This is a genomic window from Bacillus licheniformis DSM 13 = ATCC 14580, assembly GCF_000011645.1.
Classification (GTDB): Bacteria; Bacillota; Bacilli; order Bacillales; family Bacillaceae; genus Bacillus; species Bacillus licheniformis.
The window spans coordinates 966,047-981,445 of the sequence record NC_006270.3; the positions used below are offsets into that span (position 1 = coordinate 966,047).

General features: G+C 45.5%; 16 protein-coding genes and 1 riboswitch. Of the genes, 12 read left to right on the top strand and 4 right to left on the bottom strand.

All coding sequences use genetic code 11. The features are described 5' to 3' along the window. Positions 1-8: 8 nt before the first annotated feature. The 5 genes from TRNA_RS26290 (at position 9) to TRNA_RS26315 (ending at position 3,208) form a co-directional block, all read left to right on the top strand. On the top strand, positions 9-341 hold the full coding sequence (locus tag TRNA_RS26290; protein WP_003180034.1) for a hypothetical protein: 333 nt from the start codon (positions 9-11) through the stop codon (positions 339-341). 712 nt (positions 342-1,053) lie between these two features. Next, positions 1,054-1,128, top strand: coding sequence for a hypothetical protein (locus TRNA_RS44390; RefSeq protein WP_350314102.1), 75 nt, complete (start codon positions 1,054-1,056; stop codon positions 1,126-1,128). Further along, positions 1,122-1,331 (top strand): hypothetical protein, encoded by a 210-nt coding sequence (locus TRNA_RS26305; RefSeq protein ID WP_003180037.1) that lies wholly within the window; start codon positions 1,122-1,124, stop codon positions 1,329-1,331. Before TRNA_RS44390 ends, TRNA_RS26305 begins: the two co-directional genes overlap by 7 nt. A gap of 19 nt (positions 1,332-1,350) precedes the next feature. Then, positions 1,351-2,274, top strand: a complete 924-nt coding sequence (locus tag TRNA_RS26310; RefSeq protein ID WP_003180039.1) for an ABC transporter ATP-binding protein — start codon at positions 1,351-1,353, stop codon at positions 2,272-2,274. Beyond that, positions 2,267-3,208, top strand: a complete 942-nt coding sequence (locus TRNA_RS26315) for an ABC transporter permease (RefSeq protein ID WP_003180041.1) — start codon at positions 2,267-2,269, stop codon at positions 3,206-3,208. The genes TRNA_RS26310 and TRNA_RS26315 overlap by 8 nt, the downstream gene beginning before the upstream one ends. 117 nt (positions 3,209-3,325) lie before the next feature. On the opposite strand, the gene cspB is transcribed toward TRNA_RS26315, so the two are convergent. Next, complete coding sequence (gene cspB, locus TRNA_RS26320) at positions 3,326-3,526, bottom strand: cold shock-like protein CspB (RefSeq protein ID WP_003155376.1); 201 nt, start codon at positions 3,524-3,526, stop codon at positions 3,326-3,328. Between the two features lie 302 nt (positions 3,527-3,828). Next, a riboswitch (SAM riboswitch) is annotated at positions 3,829-3,942 on the top strand. A 100-nt stretch (positions 3,943-4,042) separates the two neighbouring features. On the opposite strand from cspB, the gene TRNA_RS26325 reads away from it, so the two are divergent. The 4 genes from TRNA_RS26325 to TRNA_RS26340 all read left to right on the top strand — a co-directional run bounded on the left by TRNA_RS26325 (position 4,043) and on the right by TRNA_RS26340 (position 8,049). Further along, positions 4,043-5,044: a methionine ABC transporter ATP-binding protein gene (locus TRNA_RS26325; RefSeq protein WP_003180043.1), complete on the top strand. Its 1,002-nt coding sequence runs from the start codon at positions 4,043-4,045 to the stop codon at positions 5,042-5,044. Between the two features lie 2 nt (positions 5,045-5,046). After that, on the top strand, positions 5,047-5,697 hold the full coding sequence (locus TRNA_RS26330) for a methionine ABC transporter permease (protein WP_003180045.1): 651 nt from the start codon (positions 5,047-5,049) through the stop codon (positions 5,695-5,697). 21 nt (positions 5,698-5,718) lie between these two features. Next, the gene (locus TRNA_RS26335; RefSeq protein ID WP_003180047.1) at positions 5,719-6,537 is read left to right on the top strand and encodes a MetQ/NlpA family ABC transporter substrate-binding protein; all 819 of its coding nucleotides are present in this window, start codon (positions 5,719-5,721) and stop codon (positions 6,535-6,537) included. Positions 6,538-6,660: 123 nt separating this feature from the next. After that, positions 6,661-8,049, top strand: coding sequence for an L-cystine transporter (locus tag TRNA_RS26340; RefSeq protein ID WP_025805528.1), 1,389 nt, complete (start codon positions 6,661-6,663; stop codon positions 8,047-8,049). Between the two features lie 45 nt (positions 8,050-8,094). Here the strand turns inward: TRNA_RS26340 and TRNA_RS26345 are convergent, their stop codons facing one another. Both TRNA_RS26345 and TRNA_RS26350 read right to left on the bottom strand, forming a co-directional pair. Then, positions 8,095-8,436, bottom strand: coding sequence for a hypothetical protein (locus tag TRNA_RS26345; RefSeq protein ID WP_003180050.1), 342 nt, complete (start codon positions 8,434-8,436; stop codon positions 8,095-8,097). A 47-nt stretch (positions 8,437-8,483) separates the two neighbouring features. Further along, entirely contained in the window at positions 8,484-10,280 is a 1,797-nt protein-coding gene (locus tag TRNA_RS26350) for a S9 family peptidase (protein WP_003180052.1), read from the bottom strand. Positions 10,281-10,425: 145 nt separating this feature from the next. Here TRNA_RS26350 and TRNA_RS26355 point away from each other — a divergent pair, with 145 nt between their 5' ends. Both TRNA_RS26355 and TRNA_RS26360 read left to right on the top strand, forming a co-directional pair. Next, the gene (locus tag TRNA_RS26355) at positions 10,426-10,986 is read left to right on the top strand and encodes a YhcN/YlaJ family sporulation lipoprotein (RefSeq protein ID WP_003180053.1); all 561 of its coding nucleotides are present in this window, start codon (positions 10,426-10,428) and stop codon (positions 10,984-10,986) included. Between the two features lie 115 nt (positions 10,987-11,101). Further along, positions 11,102-11,995, top strand: a complete 894-nt coding sequence (locus tag TRNA_RS26360; protein ID WP_011197682.1) for a hypothetical protein — start codon at positions 11,102-11,104, stop codon at positions 11,993-11,995. On the opposite strand, the gene TRNA_RS26365 is transcribed toward TRNA_RS26360, so the two are convergent. Then, the gene (locus tag TRNA_RS26365; protein ID WP_003180057.1) at positions 11,989-12,636 is read right to left on the bottom strand and encodes a spore coat protein; all 648 of its coding nucleotides are present in this window, start codon (positions 12,634-12,636) and stop codon (positions 11,989-11,991) included. The genes TRNA_RS26360 and TRNA_RS26365 overlap by 7 nt on opposite strands. Before the next feature lie 671 nt (positions 12,637-13,307). Here TRNA_RS26365 and TRNA_RS26370 point away from each other — a divergent pair. Then, complete coding sequence (locus tag TRNA_RS26370; protein ID WP_003180059.1) at positions 13,308-15,332, top strand: ATP-binding protein; 2,025 nt, start codon at positions 13,308-13,310, stop codon at positions 15,330-15,332. Positions 15,333-15,399 lie beyond the last annotated feature (67 nt).

Here is a 15,399-nt window from a genome sequence, read left to right on the forward strand (position 1 = left end):
GATTTGACATGACCATTATACTGACCATCATCGCTGCTGTCCTCGTCATTATCGGTCTGGTGGTATTTAATGTGCGGTCGGCGTCTTCTCAGGATAAACCCGAACATGAGGATAAAGCTGCATCTGCGGCTGGCATTCCTCAGGTTCAGGAAGAAGAAGAGCCTGAGCAGGTTAAAGCCGATCAGCAAGATCCGTTCGAAATGAATGATCAAACCTATCGGGCGATCCTGCAAAAACTTCAACAACCAAAAGAGGAAAAAAAATATCCCGAGAAGACGGAAATGGACGATATGGATTACCGAAACGCATTAAAATCCATGAAAAAACGGGAACAGGATTAAAGGCAAATTCGCTGGGCACCAGCGGGTTTGCTTTTTTATTTGCGCTTTTTTTGCAATATTACTTCCGATTCCCCCCGCACTACTGATGCAGTACTCTGATACAGCTCGGTCTGGAAGGGAAGACGCAGCTTTAGTTATAAATTCGAACAACAATGCGTTATTGCTGTTGTATACCAATTGATATTTCGCGCCGTTTATTCATTTTCGAGCTGATTGTCAGAAACGTTCTGATCCGAAGCAGCAACAGCCTGTTTTCCGCGTCATTTGCTTCTCGTCAATATCGCTGTCTGTTTAGGCTGCGTGTTTTTTTCCACATGAGTGATGTTCTTTCGAACGATAGATGAGCGCTCAGAAAATATTCGGCTATCAAAAAATCATCCGGGACATTTCCTTGTTGATCTACGATGCTTATGGATTATTCGAGGCGCTGTTCATCAAGAGCGGCTTATTCCAGAAAGTGCAGAGATTCTGGAGCATTTCTTTAAATGCTGATTTCAAATTTCATGATGAACAGCCAGAAAGGAGACGAAGAACGTCTCTATTTAACAGAGCTTGATATGTTCTGCGTCCATTTCGGGTCAAGGATATATTCACTATTATGAAACCAATTTTTCCGATTTCCGTATAAACAAAGCGTGGAACCTGTTAAAGGACAAGAAAAATCGACAGGGATATAAAAATCGGCAAGCTTTCCAAAGGGAACCGGGGCAGGCTGAAGCTAGCGCTCACATTGGCGAGCGATGCAGCGGTCGTGCTGTTTGATGAACCATCCGGTCTCCGATGGTGAGGGAGTCGACAGTCAAAAGCCTTCTTACATATTTGGAGCTTGACAAGCAGACAATCGCCATCGCCACCTATGAAATTGAACAAATATTGGATGTCGTCTTAAATGGCCGAATTGAAGCAAAAAAGGATGTCGAACAGCTGCGCGAGGAATCCGGAATGTCGCTTTTGGAATGGCTGAAACGGTTTATTAAAGAAAAAAATTGAAAAAGCGGGAGGAGAAACATTGGAAACACTTTTGGAATTAAAAAATGTATCAAAAACGATCAGGGGGAAAAAGATCATCGAGGGCTTGAGTTTTGACGTGCGGGCAGGCGAGATATTCGGCTTCCTGGGGCCGAACGGCGCCGGAAAAACGACGACGATCCGGATGATTGTCGGACATATGAGCATTACCGCCGGTGAAATCGCCGTGTGCGGCGTCAGCGTAAAAGAAAACTTTGAAAAGGCTGCACGGCATATCGGAGCGATCGTTGAAAACCCGGAGCTTTATAAATTTTTAACGGGCTACCAAAACCTTCAGCAATACGCGCGCATGACGAAAGGCGTGACGAAAAAGAAAATTGACGAAATCGTCGAGCTCGTCGGATTGAAAAACAGGATCAACGACAAGGTCAAAACGTATTCGTTAGGAATGAGACAAAGGCTTGGCCTTGCCCAAAGCCTTTTGCACGATCCAAAGCTGTTGATTCTCGATGAGCCGACGAACGGGCTTGATCCGGCAGGTATCCGGGAAATCCGTGACTATTTAAGAAAGCTGACGAGAGAAAAGGGAATGGCGGTCATCGTTTCAAGCCACCTGCTTTCAGAAATGGAGCTGATGTGCGACAGGATCGCCATTATTCAAAACGGAAAGCTCCGGGATATTCAGCATGTGCACGGACCCGCTCGGGATGAGAAGAAGCGCTATTATATTCAAGCGGACGACACCCAGGCTCTCACACGGGAAGCGGCTGCTTTCAGAAAGGTGAAGGTTGACGAAGCGGAAGGCGGGATAGAGCTCAGCATTCAAAAGGATGAAGTGCCTGATTTGATTAAACACTTGACAGACAGCGGTGTTCGCTTATATGAAGTGAAGGCTGTGAACAAATCGCTGGAAGACCGATTCCTGGAAATCACCGCAGATAAGGAGGAAGCTCAGCATGTTTAATCTCATCGTAAATGAATGGATCAAAATTTTTAATCGAAAAGGCACATACGTCATGATCGGAATTTTGCTGTTAGCTGTCATCGGGCTGGGCGTTCTCACAAAGACGATCGGAGAGACAGACCAAAACACGGACTGGAAAAAGGAATTGGCGCAGGAAAATAAGGACATGAAGGAACAGCTTAAAGGGAACAGCAATCCAACACTTGAAAAAAATTATGAACAGTCGATCGCAATTAATGAGTATCGAATCAAGCACGATTTACCGGCAGATGGGGATTATTCAGCTCTGTCTTTCATCAGCGATACGAGCGGGCTCATCTCGCTCGCCGGTTTGTTTGTAATCACGGTGGCGGCGGGAATCGTTGCGAATGAATTCAGCTGGGGAACGGTGAAGCTGCTTGTCATCAGGCCGATCAGCCGCTTTAAAATCCTGCTGGCAAAATATTTTACGGTCCTGCTTTTCGCATTGGCTTTGCTTTTCATTCTGTTCGCAAGCGCAGGGATCACAGGCCTTGCTTTATTCGGGGCAGGCGACAGCAGCCAGGTTCACTTGGTGTATGTCGGTGGAACGGTTGAAGAAAAAAGCCTGCTATTGCATTTGGCCGGCAGCTATTTGCTGAATTCGATTTCGCTTTTGATGATGGCGACAATGGCCTTTATGATTTCAGCGGTTTTCAGAAACAGCTCGCTCGCCGTAGGTATTTCGATTTTCCTTTTGGTTATGGGCGGAACGGTGACAGGCCTGCTCGCGACGAAATTTGCTTGGGCGAAATACATCCTGTTTGCCAACACGGACCTCACTCAATACTTTGACGGATCTCCGGTTGTTTCAGACATGACGCTGGGATTCTCGATTGTGATGCTGGCTGTCTATTTTATCGTTTTTCATGTGCTCGCCTTTGTTGTATTCACAAAGAGAGACATCGCTTCATAAGCGGTATACGTTTAAAAAAAGCCTGACACCGGTTTCCGGGCGTCAGGCTTTTTTTAAATATAAAAAGACTGCTGACATTCGGTCAGCAGTCCTGTATGAAGATCAGCGGTTCACAGCTTACGCTTTTGTTACGTTAGCAGCTTGTGGTCCGCGGTTTCCTTCAACGATTTCGAAAGATACAGATTGGCCTTCTTCCAAAGTTTTGAAGCCTTCGCCTTGAATAGCAGAGAAATGAACGAATACATCGTCTTGTCCTTCAACTTCGATGAATCCGAAACCTTTTTCAGAGTTAAACCATTTTACTTTACCTTCTAGCATGAAATTTCCTCCTAAAGCGATAACGCTTAAATTCACTATTCTTGCTCTAAAACAAACTTCCAAGACGAAAACTCTTACAAAACTTTCTTCTTAAAGATAGTTCGAACAAAAATAATTACCTTTACTTTACCAGTGTTTAAACGAAATTACAACTGCTAAACACAATTTTTTTAAAAAAAGTGAAATTTAATGCTCAGGGTGAAAAACAATGAGTAAAAAGGGAGTTTTTGAAATTTTCACGAATCTGATTGACAACATTTCGAAGAAGCTGTAAAGTTAGGTAAAACTTCATGCAACTATACTTCTTATTCAGAGAGGCGGAGGGAATTGGCCCTGTGAAACCTCGGCAGCGGGTTCTGCATACAGCAGAATACTGTGCCACATCCAACAAGCCGTACGGGCTTGGAAGATAAGAAGAGAGCGGACTCACTCTATTTACTTTGTGTCGTCAAAGGCTTCTTCTTATTTTTTAAGAGGAAGCCTTTTTTGTTAGCCCTAAAAGAGGAGGAGATCATCATGATTACATTTGAAGGCGTTGAAAAGGTCTATGAAAGCGGCGGACAGAAGGTCCATGCGCTCAATGGAATCGACCTTCATGTGGATAAAGGGGAAATATACGGCGTCATCGGCTTCAGCGGCGCAGGAAAAAGCACGCTGATCCGCTGTGTGAACTTCCTTGAAAAACCGACGGCCGGAAAGGTTTTCGTCGGCGGAAGAGACTTAATGTCCCTGTCGAAAGCTGAGATACGAACTGTGAAAAGGAAGATCGGCATGGTTTTTCAGCATTTTAACCTGTTAAATTCAAAGACGATTTTCGCTAATGTCGCTGAGCCGCTTGCGCTTGTTAAAACACCGAAAGCCGACATAAAGAAAAAAGTGACGGAGCTGCTCCGTTTTGTCGGACTTGAGGATAAAGCCCGCGATTATCCGGATCAGCTTTCGGGCGGACAAAAGCAGCGCGTCGGGATTGCCCGGGCGCTGGCGACAAATCCGGAGGTTCTGCTCTGTGATGAAGCGACATCAGCGCTTGACCCGCAGACGACCGGCGATATTTTGAAGCTGCTGAAGCGCGTCAATGAACAATATAACATCACGATTCTGTTAATCACTCATGAAATGAATGTGGCAAAAGAAATCTGCGACAAAGTTGCGGTAATTGAAAAAGGAAGAATCATTGAATCCGGCAGTGTGTTTGACGTATTTTCCGCGCCGGAAACCGAAACGGCCAAAAGCTTTGTCAAATCAGCCATCGACCACGAGATACCTGAATCGATTCAAAAATTAAATCTGAAGCACCTCTACCAGCTTCAATTTGTCGGCGAATCTTCTGGGAAGCCTTTTCTTTCTCAAGTGTCAAAGCGGTATGACGTAGAAGTCAACATTCTGCACGGAACGATTACAGAGCTTCAGGGAATTCCGTTTGGCAGCATGACGGTCGAGCTGCAGGGGGAAGATGGTGAAATCGGGCGGGCGCTCGAATATATACGCAGGGAAAACATTCGCATCAGGGAGGTATAAGCATGCTAGTTACATATGACCAAATCATTGACGCACTGGTTCAGACGATTCAAATGACGGTTTTTTCGCTTTTATTTTCAAGCGTGATCGGCATTCCGCTCGGCATTTTGCTGGTAGTCACAAGAAAGGGGCATCTGCTTGAGAATCCGGCAGTTTTTACGTTTGTCAATATGATCATTAACATTTTCCGGTCCGTCCCGTTTATCATTTTAATGGTTGCTTTAATTCCAGTGACAAGGCTGATTGTAGGGACGTCGATCGGCACATCGGCAGCGATTGTTCCCTTGACTTTTTATGCGGGGCCTTACATCGCTAGACTCGTCGAGAACTCTCTGCTTGAAGTGGATCCGGGAGTCATTGAAGCCGCTGAAGCAATGGGAGCGACTCCGAGACAGATCATCTTCAGGTTTCTGATTCCAGAAGCGCTCGGTTCGCTTGTGCTGAGTTTTACGGTGGCAACGGTCGGATTGGTCGGGGCGTCGGCGATGGCTGGTGCGATTGGTGCAGGCGGTCTTGGGGATTTGGCGATCACATACGGCTATCAAAGATTTGACACGCTGACGATGATCATCACGGTTGCAATTCTCGTCATCGTAGTGCAAGGATTGCAGACATCCGGAAACGTTCTGTCAAAAAAATTGAGAAGAAGATAGACAGAGAGGGAGACGGCTATTATGAAAAAATTTGCATGTGTTGTGATCTTCCTGCTGCTTGCGGCAGTGATCGCGGGGTGCGCGGCAGACTCTGATGCGAAAACCATTAAAATCGGCATCAGCGGAACGGATACGAGAATTTGGGACTTTGTGAAGAAAAAAGCCGAAAAAGAAGGCTTAAAGCTTGAAATCGTCAAATACTCCGACTATGTTCAGCCAAACCAGGCTTTGGCGAGCGGCGACATTGACGCCAACGCTTTTCAGACGATATCCTACTTTAATGCATTCAAAAAGGAACGCAACCTTGAATTATCGCCGGTCGGCACAACGATCATCGCTCCGATGGGCATTTATTCCGAGAAATATGATTCGCCTGGCGATATACCAAACGGCGCGGAAATTGCCGTTCCAAGCGAAGCGACGAACATGGGCAGAGCCTTGCTTCTGCTGGAGTCCGCCGGCCTGCTTCAATTAAAGGACGGATTTGACGGAAATGGAACGCTTGATGCAATTAAAGAAAATCCTAAAAAACTCAAAATCACAACGGTGGCCGCAGAGCAAACGCCGCGCGTGCTTGCCGATGTCGCTGCATCCGTCATCAACAACGGCATAGCGGTTGACGCCGGCTTCCATCCTGTCAAAGATTCGATCAAACTGGAAGATGAAACAGCGACACCGTACATCAACATTATTGCGGCCAGAACAGAAGACCGGGATCGCGAAGATTTGAAAAAGATCGTCGAGCTGTATCAAGCAGACGACACTGCTGAATTGATTAAAAAAGAATTTGACGGAGCACAGCTGCCGACTTTCGTTCCTCTAAAAGACATCGGCGAATAAAATGTCAGTCGCGCAATTGCTTCCCGGGTCATATATTGAAATACATCGATAATTCCTACTTGACCAATCAGGTTTGTTGTACTATAGTTTTTAAATGTAAAAAATTCTGGGGGTGCTTTTGTTATCATGACATTATTTGTTGTTATTAATATTATCGTCATGCTCGGCCTGATGGCGCTCCTTTATATGATGCAAAAAAAGCATGTTTCTTTTTCTAAGCGGGTATTTACCGCTCTGGGAATCGGAATTGTTTTTGGATTCGCTTTGCATTTTATATATGGTTCGTCTTCAGAAACGATTACGCAGACTTCTGATTGGTTTAATATCGCAGGCGGCGGCTATGTCAAGCTTTTGCAGATGATCGTTATGCCGCTTGTATTCATCTCGATTTTGGGTGCTTTTACAAAGCTTAAGCTGACGCACAATATCGGAAAAATCAGCGGATTGATCATCGGGCTCTTAATCGCGACGACAGCCGTCGCTGCTGCGGTGGGTATCGCGTCCGCGCTTGCTTTCGACCTGCAGGCCGTCCATGTGGACCAAGGCCAGGCGGAGACAATGAGAGGGGCGGAACTCGAACAGAAATCGCAGGACATGGAAGCCAAAACGCTTCCGCAGCAAATTGTCGAGCTTCTTCCTGGAAATCCGTTTTTAGACTTTACTGGAGCAAGACCGACATCAACGATCGCAGTTGTTATTTTTGCGGCTTTCCTTGGGATCGCTTATCTCGGGGTCAACCGAAAACAGCCTGAACAAGCTGAACTTTTCAAAAAAATGGTTGATGCCGTGTATGCGATCATTATGCGTGTGGTCACCTTAATTCTGAGGTTGACGCCTTACGGTGTATTGGCGATCATGACAAAAACGATTGCAACGAGCGACCTCGACAGCATTGCCAAACTCGGCAAATTTGTCATCGCTTCATATGCGGCGCTGATCGTCATGTTCATCATTCACCTGCTGCTCATTACATTCAGCGGTTTAAATCCTGTCACATACTTGAAAAAGGCGTTTCCAGTTCTTGTATTCGCGTTTACATCAAGATCAAGCGCAGGCGCTTTGCCGCTGAACATTAAAACGCAGCGAAGCCTTGGTGTTCCAGAAGGCATTGCGAACTTTGCCGGATCCTTCGGACTGTCCATCGGTCAAAACGGATGTGCCGGCATTTACCCTGCAATGCTCGCGATTATGATCGCGCCGACTGTCGGCCAAAATCCGCTTGATCCGTCATTCTTGTTCACGGTTATCGCAGTTGTTGCGATCAGCTCTTTCGGAGTGGCAGGCGTCGGCGGAGGTGCGACCTTTGCAGCGCTTCTCGTCCTTTCGGCATTAAACATGCCTGTAGCGCTTGCCGGACTTCTGATTTCTGTTGAGCCGCTGATCGACATGGGGCGTACGGCTCTCAATGTCAGCGGCAGCATGACGTCAGGACTTGTCACGAGCAAAGTGACAAATGAGCTTGAAAAAGACACGTACCAAGACCGTACAAATATCATTGAAGCAGAAGTGTAAAAGAAAAACGGCCCGCACAGCTTGAGAGCTCGTGCGGGCCGTTTTTTATGAATAGCTTTGATCGTCATCGAACATCGTCTGAGCTGCAGCCTGATCGTTCATGACATTCACCGGAGCAGTCATATGGCTTGATTGATGCTGGTCATTTGCCGTATGGCCTGACTGGCGGTGTTCATGTGATTGTCCTCCCGGATTAAAAGCCTGCTTGATCATGTCAGCCGGATTCATCATCGTCTGATTGCGGCCGCTTCCTTGCTGCCGTCCTCTCATGCCATTCGCGAACATGCCGGTCAATCTTTTGCGGATTTCGGGAGAAAAAGCCGCGGTTAATGCAGCTGATCCTAAAACTAATACAGCGGGATGGATGCCAGATCTTCTTCTAAACAAAGGGTCAACCTCCTTTTTACGTATACCATCCCCAGTCATGATCGGTTTTATTCTTCAACCTTGGCCGCGTGATATAAGCGGTGCTTTTCAAAAAATTCGAAAATGGCGCGGTAGACTTTCATTTTATTTTCTTTTTTGGAAAAACCGTGCCCTTCATTTTCCAAAACGAGATACTCGATATTCCGCTCCATGTTCCTCAACTGATCGACGACCTGATCGGACTCTTCCTTTACGACGCGCGGATCGTTTGCGCCTTGGATGATCAGCATCGGCTGAGTCATATTCTCCAGATATGTAACAGGAGAATCGGCTTTCATTTTTTCATAATCCCGCTCCGGATTGCCGACCCATTTTTCCATCATCGGCTGCCAGAAATCAGGTACGGTTTTGACGAACGAAAACAGGTTGCTGACTCCGCATATATCGACGACGGCGCGGAAATACTCAGGATGCCTCCCGTGGAGCAAAAGCGACATATATCCTCCATAGCTGCCGCCCATTAAAAAGAGTTTTTCGCGGTCTGCAAGCTTTTGATCGATAAGCCAGTCGATGCCCGCGGTCATATCGAGGCGCGGCCCGTCTCCCCAATCTTGTTCAACCATTTTAAAGAATGAATAACCGTAATTCGCTGATCCCCTGAAATTAGGAGCGAATAACTGGTAACCCATTTTTGCAGCGAGTTGAAAGAGATCGTAGAACATAAAGGTTTCTGCATCTTGCGGTCCGCCGTGCGGCCAAATAATCGTCCAGCCGTTCGCTTCTACCGGGGAGGGCTTAAACAGCAGTCCTTCTATTGGCAGGCCATCAAAAGAAGGATATGTCACAACTTCAGGATAAGACAGCTCCTGTTCGGAGAAACCCGGAACCGAATGTTTCGTTAATTGCCGCCATTTTGACTGTCCTTTCGTTAATACGTAGAGATTAGTCGGCCTGGTCGGCGTTGAGCCGAGAATGTACAGCGTACCAGAATAGGCGCAGTGTATTTTCGAAATGGATGTGCAAGGGCAATCGATCTGCCGGCTTTGCCCCGTTGCTGTGTTGTACTCATACATCACCTCTTTGACACCTTTTTTTCCAATGAGATAAAGGAAAGTTCCATTCGGGTCAGCGTGGATGGATGTTAAATCAGTTTTATCAATCGAAAGCACCGGCGTAAAAATACCGGATGAAACAGTGTACAAGGCAAGATATGAGAACTCGGCTTCGTAGTTTGTCGTGACGAATAACCGATCATCAGATGCAAAATGGGAAGAATAAACCATGTGAGGCAGCGTCTCATCCGGGAAGATTCCTGTCGTCACGCCTTCAGCTGTATGGACCATACAGACAGAATGGCTGTTGACATAGTAGACATGTATGCTGACGGCTTTCTCGCCCGGGCTTACATCAGACAGCATTGAAGTTCCGTCTTTTCCTTCAAAAATAAGCTCTTCTTTTTCAGTGAGACAATCATATCTGTATGTATTTAAAAATGTCGGATTGTCCTTTGTAGAGGAGTAGTAAACTGCGTTTTGCACAGGGATGGGGGCGAAGTGGCGGTCTGTTTGATTTCCGTTTAATGATTGGAACGTCCCGTTTTTTAAAGAAAGCTTGTACAGTCCGCTTTGTTCGTTTCCGTCATTGTCAAAACCAGCATAAAGGATTGAGCCGTCGGGATTGTAGGCAATTCCTTTTGAGTCCTGATTCAAGAATGACAGCTGGTACGGGTATGTATCGGGAAGATCCATCGCCCACAGGTTCGATGTTCCGTTGAGGTTTGTATCAAAAATAAGCTGAGTCTCATCGGGATGTACCGCAAAGTCTTTAATGCGCAGCGCATGCAAAATGCTATCCGCTTTTTCCATTTCATATACACCTCCGGATTTATTTGGATATTTTTTCGTCCGTTATGATCATAACAAAATAAGCGTATAAAAAATATATTTTAGACAAATAAATAACACGAAAAAGAAAAAAACTATACGTAAATCATTAAAGGAGGCAATTTTAATGTTCAATATGAAAAAAGGCGCGATTGCTGCTTTGCTCCTTCCGCTGCTGTTCACAGCCGGATGCGGCATGGCAAACCAAGGGGCAGATAACAACCGGCGCAATCAGGACAATGCGCTTCAAAATGTAACAAACAGAGATAACGACGCTACGAATGTCAATGACGGCAGAAATGTCAATGACCGAATGAATGTGACAGACAACCGCGATGCCAATCGTGAAGACAATAATATGGAAGTGGCGGATAAAGCCGCAGATAAAGTGGCGGAACTTAAAGAAGTCAGTAGTGCAAACGTGATTACGACAAACCGCAACGCTTATGTCGCGGTCGTTTTGAAAGGCAATCCGAAAGGCAACTTGACGAATGAGCTGAAAGGGAAAATCTCGAAAAAGGTTAAAGAAACAGACAATAACATCAACAATGTGTTCGTTTCGGCAAACCCTGACTTTGTTGACCGGATGAGAAACTATGGCGACAGAATTCAAAATGGCGAACCGATCGAAGGACTTTTTGAAGAATTTGGTGAAACGATCAACAGAATTTTTCCGAATCAAAGATAATGAAAAGCCGCAATCCGCGGCTTTTTTTATTGGCTGCTTTCAGACAGGGCACTTCCTGAATCATCCCGCATAGAGTGTAGTACAGAAAAGTATGATGCGGATGGAGGGATAATAAGTGACGGGGGAGATGAAAGCAGCCTTTGTTTTAATCATGGCGGGCGCTCTATCCGCTCTGTTATTGGCCATTTTTGTCGTGTTCAGCCAAGAGAGCCCTGAGGCGGCTGTGCTTTCGGGAAAAAAAGAAAAACTGAAAGAATCGCTGGAAATGGTCAAATATGAAAGTGTCAGCATTTATTACGCTGAAAAAGATAGGCCGATTCTGGAGCTGACAAAGGAGACGCTTCGGGATGCCGCTGATATGAATCGGGAACTGTTTGTCAGTCCTCTTCAAGACAGCGTTGATTTGATCTTTTTTTCAAACCGCGATGATATGGAGTCATTTTCAAAATTAAAGGATATAACCGGATTTTATTCAAACGATATGAGGATGATCGGGCTTTTGCCCGAGGAGAGGAAGCATCTGAATAACGGCGAGGGATTCGCCGTCTTCCTGTACAAACGGGTGCTGGTGCATGAGTATACCCATTATGCTTTTCACGTCAAGCTGAGAGAACTGAATGCCGACCCGGGAACTTATCCGCTCTGGTTTCACGAAGGAGTAGCTGAATGGGCTTCTGCTCATGCCGCGATAGAAATCCGGACTTTGCCTTCAGTCGTCCCCTTGAGCAAGCTGAAGACCGACCGGCAATGGCAAAAAGCCCGGACTGGATATGAAACCGATATTTATTTGCAAAGTTATTATTTGATCGAAGAGCTTGCGGAGAAAAAAGGAAGGGGCGTCATCCTCGACATTATCGAGGAAACGGCTGAGCGGGGAAGTTTTGCAGACGGATTTAAGGCCGCCGTCGGCCAGTCGTTGACAGGTTTTGAGAAAGAATTTAAACGAAAATACGAAGCGAAAAAAACGGCGTTGAAGTTTCATCTTCAATGCCGTTTTCATGATCAATGAATAGGTCTCTGCTGCCCGCTTGGAGGCATTTGCGGCTGACCTTGCACCGGAGCGAATGCTGAAGTCATCTTCTGCATGTCTTGCGGCGCAAGCTGAGGAACTTGATAGTACCCGTGTTTGTTTTGATAAAGGAAAATTTCATAAGCCATTTCGATATAGTGAGGAATCTGGTCTGCCAGAACCCTTCTGCAGACAGGGTTTGTCACTTCGGGAGCCGCCATGGCCAGCGACGAACAACAAGTTTTCATCAAGCCGAGCATAAAGCTGCTGATGCAGGCGTCATCAATAGCCTGCACAGATTGCTTCGGTTGTTTCGGCTGGGCATCTTTTAAACCGTAGACGAATTTGCGGTCCTCTTTCATCATATACGTTGCCGTTTCCTGACTCGGCTTTTGCCCCGTTCTGAAACATTCTGTCGTAATGTTGTACTGAGACGAAATAAACCGATGCTGCCTGTCCAAAATGTCGAGCAGCTCCGGATCTTTGACATGCTCCCTGAACATCATATACTGCTCAAGGACGCCGATCATTCCGGACAGCACTTCATGCATGTCGAACACTTCGTGCCCCCCGTGATTCATATGCTGCATACCTTCATTGCCTTGATTGATCTGCATTTGCGGCTGGTTTTGCTGTTCCACTCTAACGTATCCTCCTTAAATGTAATTCAACTATTATATTTCGTTTTTGCCGCTATGTTTATTCAAAAAAGGAATAATCGATAATCTGGATTTAAAGGGATTTTATTCTAACCGTCGAATAGTTTAGTTCAGAAGAAAATATTATGGGGGTCTTGTATTCAAGACAGCACATCATATCATTGGTCGAAAATGGGGATAACGGTCATCTTGGCGCCAAACTGAGCATTAGGAGAGGAAATTCAGGCCGATTTTGAAATCCCTCGCACCTTTGTAAACGGAGCACAATCTGCCGGGCGATGATGAAAAGTTCACGCGTGTTTCCGGCAGTTTAGAGGAATTCGGTGAGTATATGGATATCTGATATCCGAAAAACAATAGGGCCGGAACATGGCCGGATTCAAATAAAGGCTGCCGGAAGAATAAAAGACAATGTCGGTCTGTGTGCTCATGCACCTTTTGTTCAGAAACGACCGAAAAACAATTGAATAGCAATGCCCGGCTCGATATCGGCATGAAAGCATCTGGCTTCTAATGCCTGCAACTTTTTATTGCCCCTGCGTGATCTGTAAAGGATTCTCCCTCCGTAAACGATTTCAGCTGCCAATCATCATGAAATGCAAAAAAGGTGTTTTCCTTTTTGATTTTGCACTTAGAAAAGGAGGAGTTTTATAATGCTGGGCTCAAGTGAGACGGTTGGAAAAAAGTCAGGTTTATTTGGTAATGATTCTGTGTATCCAAAGGTGCAAACAGAAGTATATAAAAAAATCAATGAACTGAGTGGTTTTCATAGGCTGGATGATATTTATCTTTCCTTGATCGACAAGTATATGTTTCCTTGTCTGATCCTGAATGACCGGGGAGAAATTGTCGCGTCCTCGGAAAGTGCTGATCAATATTTGAAAAGCTCAAAAGGCAGCATTCATCAGGTTTTTCCCGCGAGCTTATCCGTACAGGTCAATGCCGCGTTACAGCGGGCGAAGAAAGAGAAAAAAGAAGTATCGTTTAAAAACGTCCCGATTTATTTAAGCGGAGAACTATCCTTTGTTCATTTGAGATTAAAATGTTTCTTCCGCCAGTATCACAAGCTTTATGTGCTGTTTATCGAAAAAGCACAAGAAGGGGCAGCCAACGCGCCGGTATCCGGCGGAGAGGACGGCCAGCTTCATCTGCAACATCTGTACCGGACGGTAAAAGAGCTCGAAGCGTCCAACGATGCTTTAGTGTCCGCAAATCAAAAGCTGCAGGAGGAAAACAGAAAATTGACGGCGCTCAACAGGGCGTTTGAAAAGAAAGTGAACGAGCTGAACACCCTTAAAAATGATATGAACAATCTGCTGACCAGCACGAACATCGCCGCAGTTTTTTTGGATCAGGAATTGAAATTGAAATTATTTACTCCAGAAGCCGCCAATATGTTCGACCTGAAAAACGAGGACCTTTCAAGACCTGCCGATAAGCTGACAGAGAGGTTTAAGTATGAAGGGTATGCCGATGACTTAAGGCGCACGCTATATGAAAACAAGACGGTCGTAAAAGAGTTTGAAATGCCAGACGGCGGCTGGTATGCCGTAAAAATGATCCCTTATTATACATCGGGAAACATGGTTGAAGGCATTGTTGTCACATTCACGAATGTCACTGAGCTGAAAATGACAAACGAGGCGCTGCATATCAGCTCACAAGCTATAGATCAAAGTCCGGCCAACATATTGATCACTTCGGTCGACGGTTCGGTCACTTATGCAAACAAACGCTTTTGCCGGATGTTCGGAAAACATCAGGATGACATCATCGGCGGCAATGTGTTTGATATTTACCGCAAGCATTTTCACTGTGAGGATCTCACTCGCTTCTGGAAACGCGTCCTTGAAAAGAAACCATGGTCAGGAGAACTTAATTACCAGGATGAGGAGCAGCAGGACAGGTGGGAGCAAATCTCCCTTGTTCCTGTTGAGGACAGCGCGGGGAACGTTCAGCAGGTTATGCTGATATCCGAGGACATTACAAACCAAAAGCGATCTGAAAAAATGCTCATGAAATCGGAAATGCTGTCGGCGGTCGGCCAGCTAGCTGCCGGAATCGCTCATGAAATACGGAACCCGCTCACTTCTCTGAAAGGGTTTCTCCAGCTGATGATCCAATCCAAAAAATATCAAAAAGACTATGCGGAAGTGATGATGTCCGAATTCATCAGGCTTGAAGCAATCATCAACGAATTTCTCGTATTGGCCAAAACGAAATCGAATACATTTGATCCGGTTCAGGTCAACTCGATTGTTGAAGATGTCTGCATGGTATTGGAGTCGCAGGCCGTGCTGAACAACGTAAGGATCGAGAAACAGCTGAGCGGAGATCTACCTGAGATTCTCGCTGTTTCAAATGAGCTGAAACAGGTTTTCATCAACATATTAAAAAATGCAATCGAGGCGATGGAGGATGCTGAAGGCTTTATTACGATACGTTCCTATTTTGAAAAAGACAGCGTATTCATCACCTTTGAAGATCAGGGAAAGGGCATCTCAAAAGAAGTGCTAGAAAAGCTTGGGGAGCCATTTTATACAACGAAGGAAAAAGGAACCGGTCTCGGATTAATGGTTACATTTAAAATTATTGAAAATCACGGCGGAAGCATTCATTTCGAAAGCGAAGAAGGAAAAGGAACGATCGTAAAATTGAAGCTTCCGATTAAAGAATGAGAATGCGGTCATCCCTATTCTCATTCTTTTTTGAAATTTTTACAAAAAAATCATATAGCCTTTATAA

Excerpts from the sequence above, each read along its gene's own strand:
- TRNA_RS26315 (WP_003180041.1), top strand. The coding sequence starts at position 2,267 with ATGTTTAATCTCATCGTAAATGAATGGATCAAAATTTTTAATCGAAAA.
- TRNA_RS26370 (WP_003180059.1), top strand. The coding sequence starts at position 13,308 with ATGCTGGGCTCAAGTGAGACGGTTGGAAAAAAGTCAGGTTTATTTGGT.
- TRNA_RS26350 (WP_003180052.1), bottom strand. The coding sequence starts at position 10,280 with ATGGAAAAAGCGGATAGCATTTTGCATGCGCTGCGCATTAAAGACTTT.
- cspB (WP_003155376.1), bottom strand. The coding sequence starts at position 3,526 with ATGCTAGAAGGTAAAGTAAAATGGTTTAACTCTGAAAAAGGTTTCGGA.
- TRNA_RS26325 (WP_003180043.1), top strand. The coding sequence starts at position 4,043 with ATGATTACATTTGAAGGCGTTGAAAAGGTCTATGAAAGCGGCGGACAG.
- TRNA_RS26355 (WP_003180053.1), top strand. The coding sequence starts at position 10,426 with ATGTTCAATATGAAAAAAGGCGCGATTGCTGCTTTGCTCCTTCCGCTG.
- TRNA_RS26330 (WP_003180045.1), top strand. The coding sequence starts at position 5,047 with ATGCTAGTTACATATGACCAAATCATTGACGCACTGGTTCAGACGATT.
- TRNA_RS26335 (WP_003180047.1), top strand. The coding sequence starts at position 5,719 with ATGAAAAAATTTGCATGTGTTGTGATCTTCCTGCTGCTTGCGGCAGTG.
- TRNA_RS26305 (WP_003180037.1), top strand. The coding sequence starts at position 1,122 with ATGGTGAGGGAGTCGACAGTCAAAAGCCTTCTTACATATTTGGAGCTT.
- TRNA_RS26290 (WP_003180034.1), top strand. The coding sequence starts at position 9 with ATGACCATTATACTGACCATCATCGCTGCTGTCCTCGTCATTATCGGT.